Annotated in this window: 21 protein-coding genes; 11 read left to right on the top strand and 10 right to left on the bottom strand. The window is 64.7% G+C overall.

The genetic code is table 11. From position 1 onward, the window contains the following. Nucleotides 1–56: 56 nt before the first annotated feature. The gene (locus BR47_RS0124770) at nt 57–428 is read left to right on the top strand and encodes a MerR family transcriptional regulator (RefSeq protein ID WP_020104318.1); all 372 of its coding nucleotides are present in this window, start codon (nt 57–59) and stop codon (nt 426–428) included. Here the strand turns inward: BR47_RS0124770 and BR47_RS31345 are convergent. Continuing rightward, on the bottom strand, nt 391–1,242 hold the full coding sequence (locus BR47_RS31345; protein ID WP_036427729.1) for an ABC transporter permease: 852 nt from the start codon (nt 1,240–1,242) through the stop codon (nt 391–393). The two genes, BR47_RS0124770 and BR47_RS31345, sit on opposite strands and share 38 nt — an antisense overlap. 89 nt (nt 1,243–1,331) lie before the next feature. Further along, nucleotides 1,332–2,003, bottom strand: coding sequence for a TetR/AcrR family transcriptional regulator (locus tag BR47_RS0124760; RefSeq protein ID WP_029121129.1), 672 nt, complete (start codon nt 2,001–2,003; stop codon nt 1,332–1,334). A gap of 132 nt (nt 2,004–2,135) precedes the next feature. On the opposite strand from BR47_RS0124760, the gene BR47_RS0124755 reads away from it, so the two are divergent. The 6 genes from BR47_RS0124755 to BR47_RS0124730 all read left to right on the top strand — a co-directional run bounded on the left by BR47_RS0124755 (nt 2,136) and on the right by BR47_RS0124730 (nt 8,284). Further along, nucleotides 2,136–2,507: a DUF732 domain-containing protein gene (locus BR47_RS0124755; protein ID WP_051634980.1), complete on the top strand. Its 372-nt coding sequence runs from the start codon at nt 2,136–2,138 to the stop codon at nt 2,505–2,507. Further along, nucleotides 2,504–2,971 (top strand): DUF5078 domain-containing protein, encoded by a 468-nt coding sequence (locus BR47_RS0124750; RefSeq protein ID WP_036427722.1) that lies wholly within the window; start codon nt 2,504–2,506, stop codon nt 2,969–2,971. Before BR47_RS0124755 ends, BR47_RS0124750 begins: the two co-directional genes overlap by 4 nt. Nucleotides 2,972–3,212: 241 nt before the next feature. Beyond that, a complete protein-coding gene (locus BR47_RS0124745) occupies nt 3,213–3,638 on the top strand; it encodes an MmpS family transport accessory protein (RefSeq protein WP_029121126.1) in 426 nt (141 codons plus the stop codon). After that, a complete protein-coding gene (locus BR47_RS0124740) occupies nt 3,635–6,538 on the top strand; it encodes an MMPL/RND family transporter (protein WP_029121125.1) in 2,904 nt (967 codons plus the stop codon). Before BR47_RS0124745 ends, BR47_RS0124740 begins: the two co-directional genes overlap by 4 nt. A gap of 217 nt (nt 6,539–6,755) precedes the next feature. Beyond that, entirely contained in the window at nt 6,756–7,487 is a 732-nt protein-coding gene (locus tag BR47_RS0124735; RefSeq protein WP_029121124.1) for a cutinase family protein, read from the top strand. Nucleotides 7,488–7,612: 125 nt separating this feature from the next. Beyond that, nucleotides 7,613–8,284: an HAD family hydrolase gene (locus BR47_RS0124730; RefSeq protein ID WP_020104310.1), complete on the top strand. Its 672-nt coding sequence runs from the start codon at nt 7,613–7,615 to the stop codon at nt 8,282–8,284. A gap of 33 nt (nt 8,285–8,317) precedes the next feature. Here the strand turns inward: BR47_RS0124730 and BR47_RS0124725 are convergent, their stop codons facing one another. Then, on the bottom strand, nt 8,318–9,475 hold the full coding sequence (locus tag BR47_RS0124725) for a T6SS phospholipase effector Tle1-like catalytic domain-containing protein (protein ID WP_020104309.1): 1,158 nt from the start codon (nt 9,473–9,475) through the stop codon (nt 8,318–8,320). A gap of 53 nt (nt 9,476–9,528) precedes the next feature. Here BR47_RS0124725 and BR47_RS33320 point away from each other — a divergent pair, with 53 nt between their 5' ends. Beyond that, nucleotides 9,529–9,825 carry a hypothetical protein gene (locus BR47_RS33320; RefSeq protein WP_141772303.1) on the top strand — a complete coding sequence of 99 codons (297 nt, stop codon included), beginning with the start codon at nt 9,529–9,531 and terminating at the stop codon, nt 9,823–9,825. Between the two features lie 241 nt (nt 9,826–10,066). Then, nucleotides 10,067–10,930 carry a hypothetical protein gene (locus BR47_RS0124720; protein ID WP_138158495.1) on the top strand — a complete coding sequence of 288 codons (864 nt, stop codon included), beginning with the start codon at nt 10,067–10,069 and terminating at the stop codon, nt 10,928–10,930. 89 nt (nt 10,931–11,019) lie between these two features. Here the strand turns inward: BR47_RS0124720 and BR47_RS0124715 are convergent, their stop codons facing one another. After that, nucleotides 11,020–11,508 (bottom strand): MarR family winged helix-turn-helix transcriptional regulator, encoded by a 489-nt coding sequence (locus BR47_RS0124715; RefSeq protein ID WP_020104307.1) that lies wholly within the window; start codon nt 11,506–11,508, stop codon nt 11,020–11,022. Nucleotides 11,509–11,728: 220 nt separating this feature from the next. Here BR47_RS0124715 and BR47_RS0124710 point away from each other — a divergent pair, with 220 nt between their 5' ends. Continuing rightward, on the top strand, nt 11,729–12,145 hold the full coding sequence (locus BR47_RS0124710; protein ID WP_020104306.1) for a DUF5313 domain-containing protein: 417 nt from the start codon (nt 11,729–11,731) through the stop codon (nt 12,143–12,145). A 20-nt stretch (nt 12,146–12,165) separates the two neighbouring features. Here BR47_RS0124710 and BR47_RS0124705 read toward each other — a convergent pair whose 3' ends face one another. Next, entirely contained in the window at nt 12,166–12,726 is a 561-nt protein-coding gene (locus BR47_RS0124705; protein WP_029121123.1) for a TetR/AcrR family transcriptional regulator, read from the bottom strand. A 92-nt stretch (nt 12,727–12,818) separates the two neighbouring features. On the opposite strand from BR47_RS0124705, the gene BR47_RS0124700 reads away from it, so the two are divergent. Beyond that, entirely contained in the window at nt 12,819–13,280 is a 462-nt protein-coding gene (locus BR47_RS0124700; RefSeq protein ID WP_020104304.1) for a nuclear transport factor 2 family protein, read from the top strand. Between the two features lie 120 nt (nt 13,281–13,400). Here the strand turns inward: BR47_RS0124700 and BR47_RS0124695 are convergent, their stop codons facing one another. Genes BR47_RS0124695 through BR47_RS0124675 form a run of 5 tightly spaced genes read right to left on the bottom strand, consistent with a single transcriptional unit; the run spans nt 13,401 to nt 18,462 of the window. Beyond that, nucleotides 13,401–14,489, bottom strand: a complete 1,089-nt coding sequence (locus BR47_RS0124695; RefSeq protein ID WP_029121122.1) for an NADH:flavin oxidoreductase/NADH oxidase — start codon at nt 14,487–14,489, stop codon at nt 13,401–13,403. Continuing rightward, nucleotides 14,489–15,457, bottom strand: a complete 969-nt coding sequence (locus BR47_RS0124690; RefSeq protein ID WP_029121121.1) for an amidohydrolase family protein — start codon at nt 15,455–15,457, stop codon at nt 14,489–14,491. The genes BR47_RS0124695 and BR47_RS0124690 overlap by 1 nt, the downstream gene beginning before the upstream one ends. Continuing rightward, complete coding sequence (locus BR47_RS0124685; protein ID WP_029121120.1) at nt 15,454–15,891, bottom strand: cupin domain-containing protein; 438 nt, start codon at nt 15,889–15,891, stop codon at nt 15,454–15,456. Before BR47_RS0124685 ends, BR47_RS0124690 begins: the two co-directional genes overlap by 4 nt. A 28-nt stretch (nt 15,892–15,919) precedes the next feature. Next, on the bottom strand, nt 15,920–17,110 hold the full coding sequence (locus BR47_RS0124680; RefSeq protein ID WP_029121119.1) for an FAD binding domain-containing protein: 1,191 nt from the start codon (nt 17,108–17,110) through the stop codon (nt 15,920–15,922). Continuing rightward, nucleotides 17,107–18,462: an MFS transporter gene (locus BR47_RS0124675; protein ID WP_020104299.1), complete on the bottom strand. Its 1,356-nt coding sequence runs from the start codon at nt 18,460–18,462 to the stop codon at nt 17,107–17,109. The genes BR47_RS0124680 and BR47_RS0124675 overlap by 4 nt, the downstream gene beginning before the upstream one ends. Nucleotide 18,463 lies beyond the last annotated feature (1 nt).

Here is an 18,463-nt window from a genome sequence, read left to right as displayed (position 1 = left end):
CGGACGGTAAGACCTGACACCGATGTCAGGGGCAAGCCGGCGGGTATAACGGGTTCATGCGCATTGGCGAGCTGGCGCGGCGAACGGGTGTGAGTGAGCGGTCGTTGCGCTACTACGAGCAACGCGGGCTACTGGCCTCTGATCGCTCTCCCACCGGGCAACGCGAGTATGTGGACGCCGCCGTCGACCGGGTCATCCATATCCAGGAACTGTTCGCGGCGGGCCTGGGCAGTGAGAGCATCGCCAAACTGCTGCCATGCATGCGTGATGCGGACGGCGGCCCCGCCGAGACGGCCACGCCGCGTCTGGTCGAGGATCTCGTTGCCGAGCGCTCGCGGCTGGAGAAGCAGATCCGCGAGCTGACGAGTCGCCGAGCGGTTCTCGACGACGTCATCGCCGCTGCCTCGGAAGGACTCGGGCGCCGCTGACCCCGGTGCTTGGCCCAATTGTCTTGATGCGGTGGCGGTTCCGTCGTTGACCTGGGGCTGCGGAAGTAACGGTTTGGCGCGTGATCTTGCCTCGGACCACGAGTTCCCCGACGACTGCGACGCCGCAGACCTGCGCGAGTAAGAGTGAGACCAGTACCAGGACCTGAACCGCCGCCGCCTGTGCGGCCGAGCCGGTCGCCAGCAGCACGCCGACGAATGCCCCGGGAAGGGTGACGAGTCCGGCGGTGCGAGTTTGATCAAGGTTGGGCAGCAGGGCGTCCGACAGCGGCCGCTCGATGACCAGCATCCGCGAGAAACGTTCCGACAGACCAAGACTGAGAGCCGCTTCAACCTCACCGGCACGCTGGGTCAGCGCATCGAGGGCACGCCGCGCCGCCACCGCTGATGCGGTCATCGTTCCGCCCAGCACGATGCCGAACACGGGCACCACCGCGACGCCAGTGAACGGCACCACACCGCTGAGCGTCAGCAGGGGAATCACCATGACCATGCCGGCGGCGAGGGCGACGGTCAGCCACCCGGCGCCGTGATGCGCCTGACTGCGACGAGCGGCAGTAATCGAGGCGACGATGAACATCACCACCAGAACCAGCATCGACGACCACACCCGCTGCAATGCGACTGCGAGCACGGTCGACACCGCCGCCAGCTGCAGTGCTGCACGCACCGCGGCGCTCGGCGCCTCCCACACTGATCCGTTGAGCGCCAAGCGGTTCACCGCGGCCGCCGCGAGGGCCATCACCACACAAACGATGATGAGCATGGGTGTCAGCAGTGGTTCGGCGCCGCGCATGTTTCGAGTTTCCCTGGCGACGAGGCCGGCCACCAGCCGCCGCATCGGACGAACAAGCACCGCAACGCGTTCCTGTGGCCCGCGGGCCGCTACTCCTTGCTGAAGCAGGACCCCGGCGATGACGTGGTCATGGCGATCGCGGCCTGGTCCTCGTCAAGCGCATCGACTGGCAGCGGGTCCTGCCCATCGCGAGCGCGCAGACCGTCGAGGAAGATCGCCACGTACCGGCGCCACAGGTCGGCGTCGACGTGCCCCGCGAATTCACTGACGGTGCCCGCCAGGAGACCCAGGATCGGCATGTCGCTGTCGGAGATGCCAGGCCGCAGATGGCCGTCTTTCTGGGCCCGCGCAACAAGTTTCGCGATCTTCGGGACCAGACGGGTACGTGCCGCGTCCACCCGATTGCCGCAACCGTTCTGGCTGTAGAGGATTTCTCGCAGGCCCCGATCGGTGGCCGTCTGCTGGCACATCTGCTCCACGAACCAGGAGAAGCCCTGCCAGGAGTCGTCGAACTCCAATGCCGTATCGGCCACCGCGGCGATCTCGTCGATCGCGTCCTCGAAGATGGCCTCGATCAGCTCGTCCTTGGTGGAGAACCGGCGATACACCGTGCCGACGCCGATCCCGCCGTGGTGCGCCACCTCGTTGAGTGTCGCGCTCAGGCCTTGTGTCGCGAACAGGTCGCGGGCCGCGTCGATCACGCGCTGACGATTGCGCACGGCATCCTTGCGCAACGGTCGATCTGTGGTCGGGCGGGTCATCACCCCCGCAGTGTAATCCGGGACACCATTCCAGTAAGTGGATTGACGCCATCCACTTAGCGGCATAGTTTCATGCCGGACGCTGCGACCGGCACACGATCGCGGTGATTCGCGATCGGGAGGGCGCGCTGCATGACACGACACCACCGGGCCGTACCTGCGTTGGCCGCCGCCGCAGTCGGAATCGTCGTGGCGGTGTCCGGTTCCGGACCTGCGCATGCCGATCCCGATACCGACTTCGCGAACCAGTTGCACACCTACGGCATCTACGGTCCGAAGGACTACAACGCCTGGCTGGGGAAGATCGCATGCCAGCGGCTGAGTAACAACGTCGACCACGACGCCTATCAGTCGGCCAAGTTCGTCGCCACCAACCTGTCACGGCAGAACGCCACTCAGCAGAACTGGCAATTCCTCAGTGCTGCAATAGATTTCTACTGCCCCGACAAACGGTCAGTGCTGGAAGACGCCGCGCAGCAGTCGCAGACGGGAGCTCGCGCATGACGCTTCGATCGCTCCGTATCGGATTGGCCGCCATGGCGGTCGGCCTGGCGGCGACCTCGGTGCCGCTTGCCGCGCCGGCTGCCGCTGATGCGACCGACGACTACCCGATTCCGCGCCGGATCATCACCACCACCTGCGATGCCGAGCAGTACCTGCAGGCGGTACGCGACACCAGTCCGGTGTACTACCAGCGCTACATGATCGACCGGAACAACCGGCCCGCCGACATCCAGCAGATGGCGCAGGACCGCATCCACTGGTTCTTCTCGCTCGACCCGGCGGCCCGCCGGCAGTACTCCGAGGACACCGCCACCAACGTCTACTACGAGCAGGTGGCCACGCACTGGGGTAACTGGGCCAAGGTGTTCTTCAACAACAAGGGTGTCGTCGCCAAGGCCACCGACGTGTGCCTGAGCTACCCCGCCGGCAATATGCAGGTCTGGGACTTCGCCTCCAACAGCTGAGTGATTTAGGTCCGAATTTCGCTGCTGACCAAGGGCTTTTCAGCGGAAATCGCATTTGCCCGCGCGGGGCAGGAATGCGGCGGGCCTGCGCCAGGTTGTAACGAAGACGACATTTAAATGGATGGACTCTATCCATTTTTTCCGTTAGGTTACCTAGCTAGATGTCCGGGGGCGCATCAACGGCGGTGTGCCTGCCCATGCCCGACGACCGCGCGGTCGGCAACTTCTGAAGAAGGCAGCGATGACAAGAGTGTTTCGACGGGCATGGCTACCGTTATTGGTGATCGTCGCGGTCGCCGGCGGCGTGGTGATCGTGTCGAATGTGCGACAGGTGTTCGGGGCGAATCCCGTCGTGATCACCGAGAAGAGCTCGGACAACGCCGAGGACTTCAACCCCAAGTTCGTCAAGTACGAGATCTACGGCACGGGTAGCACGGCCACCATCAACTACATGGACCTCGAAGGCAAGCCGCAGCGCGCCGCGGGGGTGTCTTTGCCGTGGACGTTGACGCTGTCGACCACCTTGCCTTCTGTGCAGCCCAACATCCTGGCCCAGGGCGACGGCAACAGCATCAGCTGCCGGGTCAGTGTCGATGACGTGGTCAAAGAAGAGAGGACCGCCACCGGTATGAACGCCGAAACCTTCTGCTTTGTGAAGGCCGCATGAGCGCGCCGGCCGACGAGGCCCAGACCGACGCCATCCCGGTGGTGGAGAACAAGGGGCACAAGGGGATACCGCGGTTCCTCCGCCGGTTCGCGGTGCTCATCATCCTGGCGTGGATCGGGGTCATCGCCGCGCTGAACACCGTCGTCCCGCAGCTCGAGGAAGTCGGCAAGCTGCGCGCGGTGTCCATGAGCCCGAACGACGCACCCTCGATGATCGCCACCAAGAGTGTCGGCAAGGTGTTCGACGAGTACACCACCAGCAGTTCGGTGATGATCGTGCTCGAAGGTGATCGCCCGCTGGGGGCCGACGCGCACGCGTTCTACGACAAGATGGTCAGCGATCTGCGCGCCGACACCACCCACGTACAGCACGTCCAGGACTTCTGGGGCGACACGCTGACCGCAAAGGGTGCGCAGAGCCGCGACGGCAAGGCCGCCTACGTGCAGGTCTACATCGCCGGTGACCAGGGTGAGACGCTGGCCAACGAGTCGGTCGCCGCGGTGCGCCACATCGCCACCGAAAGCCCTGCTCCGCCAGGGGTGAAGGCCTATGTGACCGGTCCCGCGGCGACCAGCACCGATCAGAACGTCGTCGGTGACAAGAGCATGGAACTGATCGAACTGGTGACCTTCGGCGTCATCGCGGTCATGCTGCTCTTGGTCTACCGATCCGTCATCGCGACCTTGCTGGTGCTGGTGATGGTGGTGCTCGAACTCTCCGGGGCGCGCGGTCTGGTGGCATTCCTGGGCTACCACAACGTTTTCGGGCTGACCACCTTCGCCACCAACCTGCTGGTGACGCTGGCGATCGCCGCGGCGACGGATTACGTCATCTTCCTGATCGGGCGTTATCAGGAAGCGCGACGGGCCGGCGAGGACCGAGAGTCGGCCTACTACACCATGTTTCACGGCACCGCGCACGTGGTGCTGGCCTCGGGCCTGACCATTGCCGGCGCCACGTTGTGCCTGCACTTCACCCGGTTGCCGTACTTCCAAACCATGGGCTTCCCGCTGGCCATCGGCATGGTGATGGTGGTCGCGATGGCCCTGACGCTGGGGCCCGCGGTGATCTCGGTCGCAACCCGCTTCGGCCGGGTGCTCGAGCCCCGAATGAACACGAGAACCGCCGGCTGGCATCGGGTCGGTACCGCGACGGTGCGCTGGCCGGGCGCCATTCTGGTCGGCGCCGTGGTGGCGGCACTGGTCGGCCTGATCGCGCTACCGGGCTATCACACCATCTACGACGACCGGATCTACCTGCCGAAGGACATCCCCGCCAACGTCGGCTATGACGCTGCGTTCCGGCACTTTTCGCAGGCCAAGATGAACCCGGATCTGATGATGGTCGAGTCCGATCACGACATGCGGAACCCGGCGGACTTCCTGGTGATCGACAAGATCGCCAAGGCGCTCAAGAACGTGCACGGAATTGCCCAGGTGCAGACCATCACCCGACCTGACGGTGACCCGATCAAGCACTCGACGATCCCGTACACCGTCGGACAGAGCGGCTCCACGCAGCTCATGAACAACGACTACACGCAGACCAATCTGAACAATCTGCTCTCGCAGGCCGACGATCTGCAGAACAGCATCGATGCCATGACCGAGATGATGAGCATCCAGAAGGATCTGGCCGCGGTGTCGCAGCGGATGGCCGACAAGATGAAGACCACCTCGGATGACATGGGTGACACTCGAGATCACCTGTCGGACTTCGATGATTTCTTCCGGCCCATGCGCAACTACTTCTACTGGGAGCCGCACTGCTTCGACATCCCGGTGTGCTGGTCCATGAGGTCGGTCTTCGAGAGCATCGACGGCATCAGCCTGATGTCCGATGACTTCCAGGCCATCGTTCCCGACATGCAGCGCATGGCCGACCTCATGCCCAAGATGGTCGCGACGATGCCGAAGCAGATCGCGTCGATGAAGCACCAGAAGCAGGTGCTGCTGAATCAGTACCAGATGCAGAAGGCGCAGCAGGACCAGACCATTGCGATGCAGAAGACCGGCACCGCGATGAGCGAGGCCTTCGACGCAGCCAAGAACGACGATTCGTTCTACCTGCCGCCGGAAGCCTTCGAGACCGCAGATTTCCAGCGCGGCCTCAAGCTGTTCATGTCGCCAGACGGCCATGCGGTGCGGTTCACCATCATTCACCAGGGCAACCCGTTGACGCAGGAGGGCACCTCGCGCATCGAACCGCTCAAGGTCGCCGCGGCCGACGCGATCAAGGGCACGCCCCTCGAGGGCTCCTCGATCTACCTCGGCGGTAGCGCAGCCATGTACAACGACATGCAGATCGGTGCCGATTACGACCTGATGATCGTCGCGGCTGCGGCGCTGATCCTGATCTTCATCATCATGTTGGTCCTGACCCGTGCGGTCGTCGCGTCGGCGGTGATCGTCGGCACCGTGGTTCTCAGCCTGGCGTCGGCCTTCGGTCTGTCGGTACTGCTGTGGCAGCACATCGTGGGTATCCCGTTGCACTGGATGGTGCTACCGATGTCGGTCATCGTGCTGCTGGCGGTGGGCGCGGACTACAACCTGCTGCTGGTCTCCCGCATCAAGGAGGAAATCCACGCCGGGCTGAACACCGGCATCATCCGCGCCATGGTGGGCACCGGTTCGGTCGTCACCTCGGCGGGCCTGGTGTTCGCCTTCACCATGATGTCCATGTCGGTGAGCAAGCTGATCATCATCGGCCAGGTCGGTACGACCATCGGTCTGGGTCTGCTGTTCGACACGCTGGTGGTGCGGTCCCTGATGACGCCGTCGATCGCCAGCCTGCTCGGACGCTGGTTCTGGTGGCCGCAGCGCGTGCGTCAGCGTCCGGTGCCGCAGCCCTGGCCGAAGCCGGTCCCGCGCGAATCCGATTCCGACCTGGCGTCCGTCTGAGGCCGGTGCGATGAGCGTCAGGCATGAACGTCAGCCGATCCGATCGGTGAGTTCTGCTTCGAGGCAGCCGATTTCGCTGCGGGGTGCGATCTCGGTCGCGTGGTGTGGATCACTGGGCGGCGGAGGATTCGATTGAGCTGAATGGGGTAGACATGAAAGAGGTGACCGCGGGGGCATCGCTGCTCCTGCTTTGGTGTCGAGTTGGGGGCGCGTCCAAATGAATCGAAATGATCGGTGGCTGATCACTGTCGCCGCAGCGGTATCGGTCACGGCTGGGGGCATCGCTGCCGCCGGCCCCGCCGCTGCGGAGGCCTGTCCTGACGTGCAGGTGGTGTTCGCCCGAGGCACCTTCGAGCCCGCCGGTGTCGGTGGCGTCGGGCAGGCCTTCGTGGATGCCCTCCGCGCCAGAACACCGGGAAAGTCGGTGGACGTCTACGCCGTCAATTACCCTGCCTCCCTTGACTTCGCGACCGCCGCCGACGGCGTGATCGACGCGAAGAACAAGGTCATGGCCACCGCGGGCGCCTGCCCGAACACCAAAGTCGTGCTCGGCGGCTACTCCCAGGGCGCGGCGGTCGCCGCGTACATCACCGAGGACAGCGTGCCGCAGGGCTTCACGTTGCCGCCCGGCCTGAGTGGGCCGATGCCGGCATCGGTGGCCGATCGCGTGGCCGGCGTCGTCCTGTTCGGGAAACCGTCCAGCGGATTCCTGCAGATGATCTACACGGGCGCGCCGCCCATCACCGTCGGCCCGCGCTACGTCGGCAAGACCGACGACGTCTGCATCCCCGAGGATCCGGTGTGCTCGCCGACCGGTGGCGATCAGGGTGCCCACGGTGCGTACCAGGCGCGTGGGCTGACCGACCGCGCCGCCGATTACGTGGCAAGCCGGGTCGGGGGAGTGGCCAAGCCGGCGCAACCGGCGGCTCAGGCTGCTGGGGTCAACTAGTCCACCGCTGTAATCGCCGCACTACCAAGGTGATTCACGGGCCGGCGGTCATCGGGCAAGGTGCTCGTCAACGCTGATCCTTCGGGTTGGCGTAGAAGGCCCTGATCGGGGGTACTCCCGGCGGTATGGCGGCACACCCAGCAGTCTTGTTCGACGTCGACGGCACGTTGGTGGATACGAATTATCTGCACGTGCATGCGTGGCTGCGCGCGTTCGCCGACGAAGACCTGTCGGTGCCGGCATGGCGCGTGCATCGGTGCATCGGGATGGACGGGACGTCGCTGATCCATGATCTGTGTCCGGATGCGTCCGATGAAACCGGGCAGAGGCTCAAGCAGCTGCACAGTCGCTACTACCGCCAGTCGGCGGGATTGATGCAGCCGTTGCCAGGCGCGCGCGACCTCTTACACGGGGTTGCCGATCTGGGCCTGCAGGTGGTGCTGGCCACGTCGGCGCCGGAGGACGAACTGGAGCTGACGCGCCAGGTCCTGGACTGTGACGACGTGGTGTCGGCGGTAACCATGTCCGGGGACGTGGACACGGCCAAGCCCGAGCCCGACATCATCAAGGTGGCACTCGACAAGGCCGGTGTCGTACCGGCGCAAGCCGTGTTCGTCGGGGATGCCGTCTGGGACGCAGTGGCATGTGCGCGGGCGGGGGTGACGTCGGTCGGTCTCCTGACCGGTGGGGTGGGTGGCGATGAATTGCGTGCCGCCGGCATGGCCGAGGTCTACGAGGATCCTGGCGCGCTACTGGCCGATCTGCGTGACAGCGCCATTGGAGCCCTGCTGGGTTGAGGGCATCGCTTTGTCGGCTGTGCGCGGACTCCGTCAAGCTCGATCGGATGCGTCGCCTCGTGACCGCCACTCTGTGGGCACGTCGATCTTGTCTGTGTGGTGCGGCCCGCCCAGGTACGCCACGAGGTTCTTCGGTTCGTAGTAGTGCGGCTTTGCTTCATGGAGTTCGACCGCGGTCGAGGCGACGGCTTCGCGGTCCCAATCAGTCGCGCCGATCGGACGGATGTATGGCGGGATGAGTCGATAGAAGAGGGTGCGCGAGTTCTCGGGAAGCTGCAGTGGGTCCGGATGTACCGAGGTCCGGCTGGCCAGGGTCGCGGTCGCGTCCGGTTCCGGGGCGTAGGCGCAGTCCCGATACGTGAACGCTTTCGGATCGAAGTAGAGGTCGTACCGCTGGGCGCGCTGGACCATCCACGGCAGCGTGATATCGCTGAGGCCGGGCGGGTCGTAGCCGCCGCCGATGTCGCAGTGCACGCCGGCGAACCACACCTGCTCGACGTGTTGGGATTTTGGTGCGTCCGGTGCCTGCTTCCAGACGGCGGGCCGAAACGGCCCGCGTTTCTCGTCGATGGCGAGCGCTTGGAACGCGGCGTGGACCCTGGTGCTCAACTCCGTGTCGTGGAACTGGAAGCGCCGGTTGAACAGGTTGACCAGGCGCAGCCCGTTCAGCGGGATGCCGAGCGCGCCGACGGTGTCCCAGACCCCGATGAAGTGGATGTCTGGCTCGTGGGAGTACGAACTTCGGAAGAGGGTCGCCTCGATGCTGCGGGGATGGCTGGTGCTGCTGCGCCCGCGATAGAAGCTGTATGCCTCGCCGATCTTGTCGGCGTATTCGCGGCGCAGAATTCCGCAATTGCGTACGAACCCGGCGGTGCTGCGTGCGGTGAACGCGCCGCGGCTGAAGCCGAAGAAGAACAGTGCGTCGCCCGGTTCGTAGTTTTCCACGAGGAAGCGATAGGTGTCGCGGACATCGCGGGCCAACCCGAGGCCGAAGGCTCCGCCGCGGACGCGTTCGTACCGGCTGGTGCCAACGCCGCGATGGTAGAACATGCGCTGCTCGCAGCCCTTCGGGTCACGGGGTGCAATCGCCAATGCGAGTTTGGTGACGTTGGTCGGGCTGGGCGCCCCACGGGAGTGTTGGTCGGGGGTGTTCCAGGTGCCATCGCAGCACACCACCAGTCGTTTGGACATCCCATCGCTCCTTCGTCGGGGATGAGGCCTAGGTTCAGAGGTTGACGGAGAGAATGGTCATCGATTTCGGTGCGTCGCGGGTGCTCGGTTTGCTCTTTCTCGCAACGACGATAGCCATCTGGAGTTCCGATTTTGGTCGATCGCGCAACACGGTTCCCAACTTGTGCGGCGTGCATCGAATCTGCCCGTCGATGCTGCGTCAGGTGCACAACAGCAATCTCAATTGTTGCTTAATCAACAATTTTCACATTGTTTTCAGCGGGTTTTCGGCACAAGCAACGAATTTGATCTTGAATCGAGCGAATATCGCTGACTGGCGGTCAGATAGCTGTTGGAACTGCGGATTATGACTCGGCGTCGGGATCGGTCGTGATCTGGCGCAAAACTCAGAATCGATCCCCGGGACCGCTCTCGACCGTCCGTGTTGTTGCGAAACGATGCCCAATAGGGCAAACAGCATATGGAGTCGTCGATATCAACTTTTTGACGTGAATCATCCACGATCTCGCGATGCCGTCAGCAAATCGACGTAGCATAGCTGTCTAGCTGTGAGTCTCGTGACTACTGCCTGTAAATGGGGTGGGTGAGCAGATGGCCGGTTCGAAGGTCGGAGAGGACCTCGCAAACGCCTATCGTTCGGCGCTACGCGAAGGTCGGGCGAGATTCGGCAATTCAAAGACGGAGTTGGCAATTCTGCGTGCGATCGTCGCCGCGTCGGCGGCGGCAACCGCCCACAGGATCCGGACTGAGATGAATGACGGGGCAGCGGTTGCCCAGCCCTTGACTGACCTAGTCCCTGACTTGCGACAGGGTGACTACGTGGGCGCAACCTTGGACGCGATCAAGGGCACCCTCATCAAGGAGGCCAAGAGTCTTGTCTTGACGGGCGCGCTGACCAAGGGCGCTCTCGCGGTCTGCCTGGCGGTCGTTGCCTTCGTCGTCGGCCGCATCATGCCCGGATTGTTCGCCGCTGGCCAGACCACTGGCGCTGGACTCGTTGCTGGGTTCATCTCACTGCTGAGTCTCGGCGGGGCGGGCATATACATGATCAGTCGCGCCGGCTACGCGATAGGCGAATCCGCGCGCAACGCGTACAACCAAGCGCAGCGCCAAAGTACAAATCGTCCGCCGCCGCGCGGAAAGATCGGGGCAGGTGCCAAAGACGTATTCGATCAGACTGTTCGGCCGACGTTGGTGCGTTCGGTCGACGCGGCTGACGTCGACAGGTTGGTCAACAACCTGCTCTTGCAGGTGCGCGGCGGCGTTGGAGCCATAGCGTGGGGGTCTATCGCGCTGCTCTTCGCGGGCTTGGCGTATTTCGGCTATGGCTTGCTGGAAGGCGGATACAACTACTGGATGTCGACTCAATCTCCCATCCCGACGCACAAATTCACTCCGGCTCGGCAGCCAAGCCCGTACTGCGAGCGACATCCCCTCAACTCACTTTGCCGTTAGCTACCGGTGCGAAAGGCTTGAACGCAGCCGCTTTCGGCGCATCGTGTTGACAACCTTCGAGGCGGGTGCCCCGCGGGCGTTGCCGACCGCTACTCGGAATTCGCCGCCAGCGTGCCCGCGGCAACGGCGGCGGCGTTGATTCGGGTCAGTACTTCGTGCAGGCGTTCCAGCTCGTCGAGGTCGACGCCCAGTTGTTCGACCACCGCCGGCGGAATCTTCAGCGCGCGGCGACGCAGCGCGGCGCCTTTCGGTGTCAGCGTGATGTGCGTGGTGCGTTCATCGGTGGCGCTGCGTGTACGGCGAATGAGCTCGAGACTCTCGAGGCGTTTGAGCATCGGTGACACGGTGGCCGAATCCATCTGCAGCAGCGCAGCGATCTGTTTGACGGTCAACGGGTCTTGCTTGGCTTTCGCGTTGTCCCACAACGCCAGCAGGACCAGGTATTGCGGATGCGTCAGCCCCAGCGGTTCGAGCAGCGGCCGGTAGATCGCCAGCACCGCGCGGTTGGTGATGGCCAGTGCGAAGCAGACCTGCCGTTCCAGGGCCAGGGGGTCGACTTCTTCCGAGACAGCGGGCATGTTGCTCAGTCTATTACCAATTAGGGCCCTAACGATTTGTGCCCGTCGTGCCTGGTGATTGCCTTGCGCGGCAGGTTGATCCAACCAGCGTGACGGGACTCACCCCTGTGCTGGTCCGCTGATTGGGGCCTCTTGGAATAGGAAACTAAATGATAGTGTCCTAACTATTAGGGTACGAAGAGCATGGTGCTCGTCGATCTGATCAGTCAAAGGAGTCGTCATGGTCGCCGACAGTCCGACGTTCTGGCAGCGCATCACCTACGCCTACGGGCGTCGCTTACCGGATCACTTGCGGGATTGGGTTCGTCAAGACCTGACCGACGACGGGGCCGTGCGCCGGCACATGATCCGGTACGCCATCCCGCCGATCTTCGTACTGGCGCCGCTGTGGCTGCTGCCGGCGTCGGTGTACGTGCACTCCGAAATGACGCTGCCGATCTACTTCTGGGCCCTCGTGATGGCGTTCGTGCTCAACAAGGTGTGGCGCCGCTACCGTCTGAGCCAGCACGGCCTCGACCCGAACCTGATCGACGAAGTCCTGCGGCAGAAGCAGTCCCAGATGCACGACCGCTACGTCGAGCGCTTCGGTCCGCGACCGGAATCCGCCAAATGGCAGGCGAACAGCCGGCCGTTCTGACCGTCGGTCGGTGGGCGTCGTCATCCCAGAAGGGATTTGCTCGCTTCCCGGGCGCGCTGCGCTGCCTTGGCATCCCCAGTGATGGCGGCGGTCACGATCGCGCCTTCGGCCAATAGGCATAGGGGTTCCGGCGCCGCATCGGTGCCGGCGGTGACCCAGCCGGCAATCTGGTCATGGAACGCCTGTTTGTGGGCGCGTACCTCGGCCAGGACTGCCGGCGAGGTGGCACCCAGCTCGCCGTAGGCGTTGATCCAGGCGCAGCCGCGGAAATCGGGTTCGGCGAACCATTGCCCCAGCCAGTCGAAGACCGCCAGAACCCGTTCTCGTGGATCTGCGTGCTGTTCGACGTAGTCGGCCAGGCTGCCGCGCCAGCGGCGGTCGCGGCGTTGCAGCACGGCGACGACGAGGTCTTCCTTGGTTGCGAAGAGCCCGTAGATGCGCTTCAGCGCGATTCCCGCCGCCGCGCGGATGTCGTCCATGCCCACGGCTTGGATGCCGCGCTCGTAGAAGAGGGCCTCCGCGGCGTCCAGCAGTGCCTCGCGGTCGCGGGACTTCTGTTCGTCGCTGATCGGCGCGGGCATGTGGTTTCTCCTTGACGTCGAGAACGTTCGTTCCCTACGCTAGTCGAGTCGCGTAGAGAACGCACGTTCTCAATAAAGGAGAAGAGCAAAACATGACCGAGCAACGTCCGCCCGTCCCTCCGTTCACGAAAGAAACCGCACTCCAGAAGGTGCAGGCCGCCGAGGACGCCTGGAACACCCGCGACCCGCAGCGCGTCGCCCTCGCATACACGCCCGACTCGGTCTGGCGTAACCGGGACACCTTCGTCACCGGGCGCGAGGACATCGTGCAGTTCCTGACCGCCAAGTGGCAGCGCGAGCACGACTACGCCCTGCGCAAGACGCTGTGGGCGTTCCACGAGAATCGGATCGCCGTCAAATTCCAGTACGAGTGGCATGACGCCGCGGGGCAGTGGTGGCGCAGCTACGGCAATGAGCTCTGGCAGTTCGACGCGGACGGCCTGATGGAACGTCGTGAGGCGAGCATCAACGACGTCCGCATCGACGAGGGTGACCGGCGAATCTTCGGCCCGCGGCCGGAGCGTGATCGCGGAGTGGAACTTCCGCTCCAATAGGTGCGGTGCCATCACCGTCCGTCCGCTCGCTGCACGCGGAGGCAAGAGAAACGCCCCATGCCAGCACCTGGGCGAGATTGGCAGGCAGGGCGGGCAGGTGACGCTGCCCGCCACGGGGACTCATGCGAATGCCCGTGAGTACTGAGGTGGGTGCGGCAGTGTCACCCCGAGATGTTGCGCGGCGTCGCGGACCCAATTCGGATTGCGCAGCAAGGCACGGGCGACGAAGACTGCGTCGGCCTCGCCGCCGGAGGCGATCGCTTCGGCTTGCTCGGCCTCGGTGATCAATCCGACCGCCGCGGTGGGGATAGCAGCCTCGGCGCGAACCCTTTTCGCGAAGGGCACCTGATAACCGGGCACTACCGGGATTCGGGCATCAGGAACCGCGCCGCCGGTGGATACGTCGACCAGGTCGACCCCGGCCTTCTTCAAACCCGCGGCGAGGGCGACGGTGTCCTCGACGGTCCAGCCCGGGCGCGGGTCGTCGGTATCCCCGGCAAGCCAGTCAGTGGCGGAAACCCGGAAGAACAAGGGCAGATGCTGCGGCCATGCGGCGCGAACCGCTTCGGCGACCTGCAGCGCGAATCGCATTCGGTTGTCGAGCGATCCGCCATAGTCGTCGGTGCGCGTGTTCGACTGTGGCGACAGGAACTGGTGAATGAGATAGCCGTGCGCACCGTGGATTTCGAGGACCCGGAAGCCGGCCGAGGCGGCTCGTCGGGCGGAGTCGGCGAAGCGAGCCACGATTCGTTCGATGTCACCAACGTCGAGTGCGGCGGGAACGGGATGATGTCCGAACGCGATGGCGCTGGGACCCAGTGCGGTCCAGGATTCGGCGTTCCGACTGGGGTCAGGCCAGGGTCGCCCGGTGGATGCCTTGCGGCCGGCATGCACGATCTGGATGCCCGGTACCGAACCCTGAGCGGTGATGAAGTGGGTCAAGCGCTGAAATGCCGGGATTTGCCGGTCATTCCACAATCCAAGGTCGTAGACGCTGCTGCGGCCGACGGGGTCAACGGCCGTGGCCTCGACCATCGCCAGGGCGACGCCGCCGACAGCTCGCGAACCGAAGTGCTGTAGATGCCAGTCGGTCGGGGTACCCGCCTCCGGCCCGTCGACGACGCCGGAGAACTGCATCATCGGTGACATCCAGGCTCGGTGAGCGAAGGTGACATCGCGAAGGGCGAGCGGTGTGAACAGAGTCGACATCAATTCACTCCCAAGAAGGTTCGAGCCGCACGGATCAGTGCGTCCTCATCGGGTCCGTATTTGACCGCGAACCGAACCGGGTCCGATTCGGCCATGTCGAAGGGGTAGTCGCTGCCGCAGACGACTTTGTCCCTCCCTGCGACCTTGCCGAGCAGTTCGAGCTGCGGGGAGTCATGGGTGACGGTGTCGAAATACAGATCGGCAACGACGTCGGACGGCAATCGGCTGCCTCCGCCGCGGACATCGGCGCGTGCGCGCCAGCCGTGGTCCCACCTGCCGAGCAGGCCCGGTGCGCAGCCACCTCCGTGCAGGAAGCAGATCCGTAACGCGGGCAGTTCGTCTTTGAGACCGCTCAGCACGAGATTGGCGACCGCCGTGGCGGTTTCGACGGGGTTGCCGATGAGGTTGGCCAGGTAGAAGTCGGTCCACTCCGGCCGGGCGATCTGCATCGGGTGGACCAGCACGGCGAGATCGAGCCGCGAGGCCTCGGAGATGATGTGCCGCAACGCTCCCCGGTTCAGTGAGTCGCCGTCTACCACTGGCGGTATCGCGACGCCTAGGATGCCCGCCGTGTCACGCAGCGCGGTCAATTGCACGGTGATGTCCGCCGGCTCGCCCAGGGCCACGATGCCCAGGCCGAGTAACCGTCCTTCCGACCTCTTGACGACGTCGGCCAGCGCGGTGTTGAAGGCGCCGGCGTACTCGGCGCCCGCCCCGGTGAGCGGAAAGGCGAACGGTGGTGCGGAGAGTACGCGCACTGCGATGCCGGCGCGGTCCATGTCGTCGGTGATCGCGGCCGCGTCGCTCATGGCATCGGTCGCGATCGACAGCGGGAGGTCGCCGAGATACAGCTGGCCGTCGCGGTCGTTCATCGCACCGTAAGGGGCGCCGGGTGGCAGCGCGAACAGCGCGCGGGGCAGCCAGTGGGCGTGGACGTCGATGACGCCGTCGGGAATTCGCGGGCTCATCGGGTGATGTCCAATGCATCGTTGTCACTGTCGAGGTGCTCGACGGTGGTGAAGACCAGCTCGGTTTCGCCGATGTTCTCGATGTCGTGCAGCAGGAATTCGCCTGGCCCGAAATGGAAGTGGCGGGTCTCACCGGCCTGATACGAGACTTCGCGGACGGTGCCGTCGTGGGTGTGTTGGCGACTGCTGCCCGCGTTGATCGCCGTCCAGAAGTAGTCCAGCACATGCCGGTGCGCGTGCCAGCGCTCACCCGGCGCCAGCCTGATCTCCCACACCCGAACGCGGGAGTCCTCGCTCAGCAAGCGGGATCCGACGTTTCCGTCGAAGGCGTGCTCGGCGAACTCGGTCTTGAGCCATCCCGGCCAGCTCTCGAAGTCGGTGGCCACCAACTCGCCGGCGAGCGGTAGGTCGGTCAGATAGTTGTTGTCGGTCATCATCGAATTCCTTTCGTAGTGAATGGCTTTAGCGTCCGGGGCCGTAGAGGCCGAATCGCAGATCTGGGTCGCCCGGTGTCCAGCTGTTCCGGAACTGCGAGCGTTCACCCATGTCCACCACACGGCGCAGCAAGCTGTCGCTCAGCTGCAGCTGCGCCGGTTCCCATTTCGCCAGGGCCGACACGATGTCTCCGGCCGAGGTGGCCAGCGCCTCGGACAGTGCCCAGGCGTCCGCGGCGGCTTTGGCGGTTCCGGCGGCCGCGTGCGGGCGGGAGGCGCACGCAGCGTCGCCGATCAACGCTGCCCGGCCGACAGCCATCCGCTTGGACCGCACGTCGGACAACACCTGTAGGTAGGGCTGGGGGGTCTTGAGGACCACTTCGGCCACAGCCGGCGCCAGCTGTGCCGCTGCCGCCGTGCGCAGTTCGTCGACAAAGCGATCCTGCACCTGGCCGGGATGCACCGACACCGATCCGGCGAATCCTCTTTTGTCGATGAGCAATTCGCTGAGTTCGGGGCCCGCAGGCACATTGCGGTACCAGACGTAGTTCATCAACCGGTCGGCCTCGTCGAGGCTGTGTTCACCCGGAATCGGATACATGGTGATGTGAGAGTTCGGGATCACGGTGTAGGTGATGGCATCGCCGAGCACATCACGGGTGGAGGCGGTGAGTTCGGACAGCGGGACGGTTCCGCGCCAGCCCACGTAGCCGGAGTAGACGAGTGCCGCATCGGGATCGAAACGCTCGCGTGCCGGTGAGGTGATGCCGTCTGCGAATACGATCAGGTCGGCACTGGCCATCTTGCCGCTGACGAACCGAACGGTGGCGGTGTGCTCGTCTTGGCTGAAACCACAGGCGAATTCGCCGTAGTGGTAGTGCTCGGTACCGAAGTCGGCGAGCAGTGCCCGGTAGAAAGTGCCCCACGAGGTGTAGGTCCAGCGGGCGGGCTCCCGGTGCACGGTGGCGCCGGTGGGGTCCAGGTACTGCACGTAGGAGGTGGCGGTGTGCAGGTCGGCCATGTGCTGCCGGCTGCGTTCGGTAAACCAGCGCACGGTGTCCGGTTGCAGGACGATGCCGCTACCGCGCCCGTCGAGGGGAGTGGGCGTACGTTCGTAGACGTCGACGTGAAAGCCCAAGTCGCGCAGCAATAGTGCGGCGGTCAGACCGCCGATGGATCCGCCGACGACGATCGCCGTGGCAGTGGAGTATTCGGTCATGATGCGCTCTTTTCGCTCAGCCGGACGGTGTGGGTGGCGGGGTGGTCCACGGGCATGGGTACGCCGCGGGTCTCGCGGGCGAAGGCCAGACCGATCACGGCGATGAGGCCGACTGCTGACACGGAGGCGGTGGCGATGCCGAGGTTCCCGTCGAACCACGACGAGGCGATCACCCCGGCGGTGAGGGGCCCGAGGGCCGTGACGTAACGCCCGACGCTGTTGCACACGGCCAGCGCAGTGGCGCGCACGCTGGGCGGGAACAGCTCCGGACCGTAGATGAAGGTGCCCGACAGTGCGCCGAACAACCCGAACCCCAGCAGTGGCATCGCGATGAGCAGCTCGGTGTGACTGTGGTCGAACGGAAACGTCCACGCGATGGTGGCGGCCGAGACCGTGAAGCTGATCGCGAAGGCGTTCTTGCGTCCGATCGCGTCGGCGACGAAACCCCATGCGGCGTAGCCGACTATGCCGCCGGCGTTGAACAGCATCGCTGCCACGGCGACCCGGTGGTCGGCCACGTCAGGACTGAGGCCCTCGGCCTTGGTCGCCTGCCGGATGATCTGCGGGTACCAGGTCGACACGCTCCAGAAGGCGATCAGCGCTCCGGTGGCCAGTGCGGTGCAGACCAGCATGGGGTGCAGCAGTGGCGGGCTGAACAGGCGTCGCAGTACGAATTGATCGTGGGCATGATTGTGGCCCAGTGCTTTCCGCTCTTTGCGTGCCTGCAAATGTGCGCCGATCTCGGGTGGCTCGGGTACGTAGCGGCGGATGAACCACACCACCAGGGCCGGAATACCGGCGAGCAGCATCATGGCGCGCCATCCGCGGTCGCCCATCAGTGCATAGGCGGCTGCCGCCATGAAGAACCCACCGGCGTATCCCGCCATCATCACTCCACCGGCGCGGGCGCGGAATCGGTTGCGCCAGGTCTCCGCGATCAGGGCGGCGCCCACCGGTGCCTCGACGCCCGATCCGAGGCCCGCGATGAACCGCAGAATGCCGAGCTGCCACCAGGTGTCGGCGAAGAAGGCGAGGGCGCTGAACGCCGCGTAGGTGAGGATGCCAGCAGACAACACCCGGGTGCGTCCGAAATAGTCAGCGAGTATGCCGAAAAGGATCCCGCCGGTTGCCCATCCGATGAGGAAGAGTGCGACTGTCATGCCACCGTAGAAACCGATGGTCGCGGAGGTGGTGTCGATGCCGCTGTTCGGGAGCAGCTCGTTCATGGCGGGTCCGAGTACCAGGACGTAGAGGCTGCCGGCGAAGCCATCGAGGCCCCAGCCCAGCGTGGTGCCCGCCAGGACCAACCATTGTGTTCGGGTGATGTCGTGATGCCAGCGTGCTGCGGACATG

This window comes from Mycobacterium sp. UNC410CL29Cvi84, assembly GCF_000686745.1.
GTDB lineage: Bacteria > Actinomycetota > Actinomycetes > Mycobacteriales > Mycobacteriaceae > Mycobacterium > Mycobacterium mucogenicum_B.
Note: the sequence above shows the minus strand (reverse complement) of the source record. Positions and strands in the feature narration are given on the sequence as shown.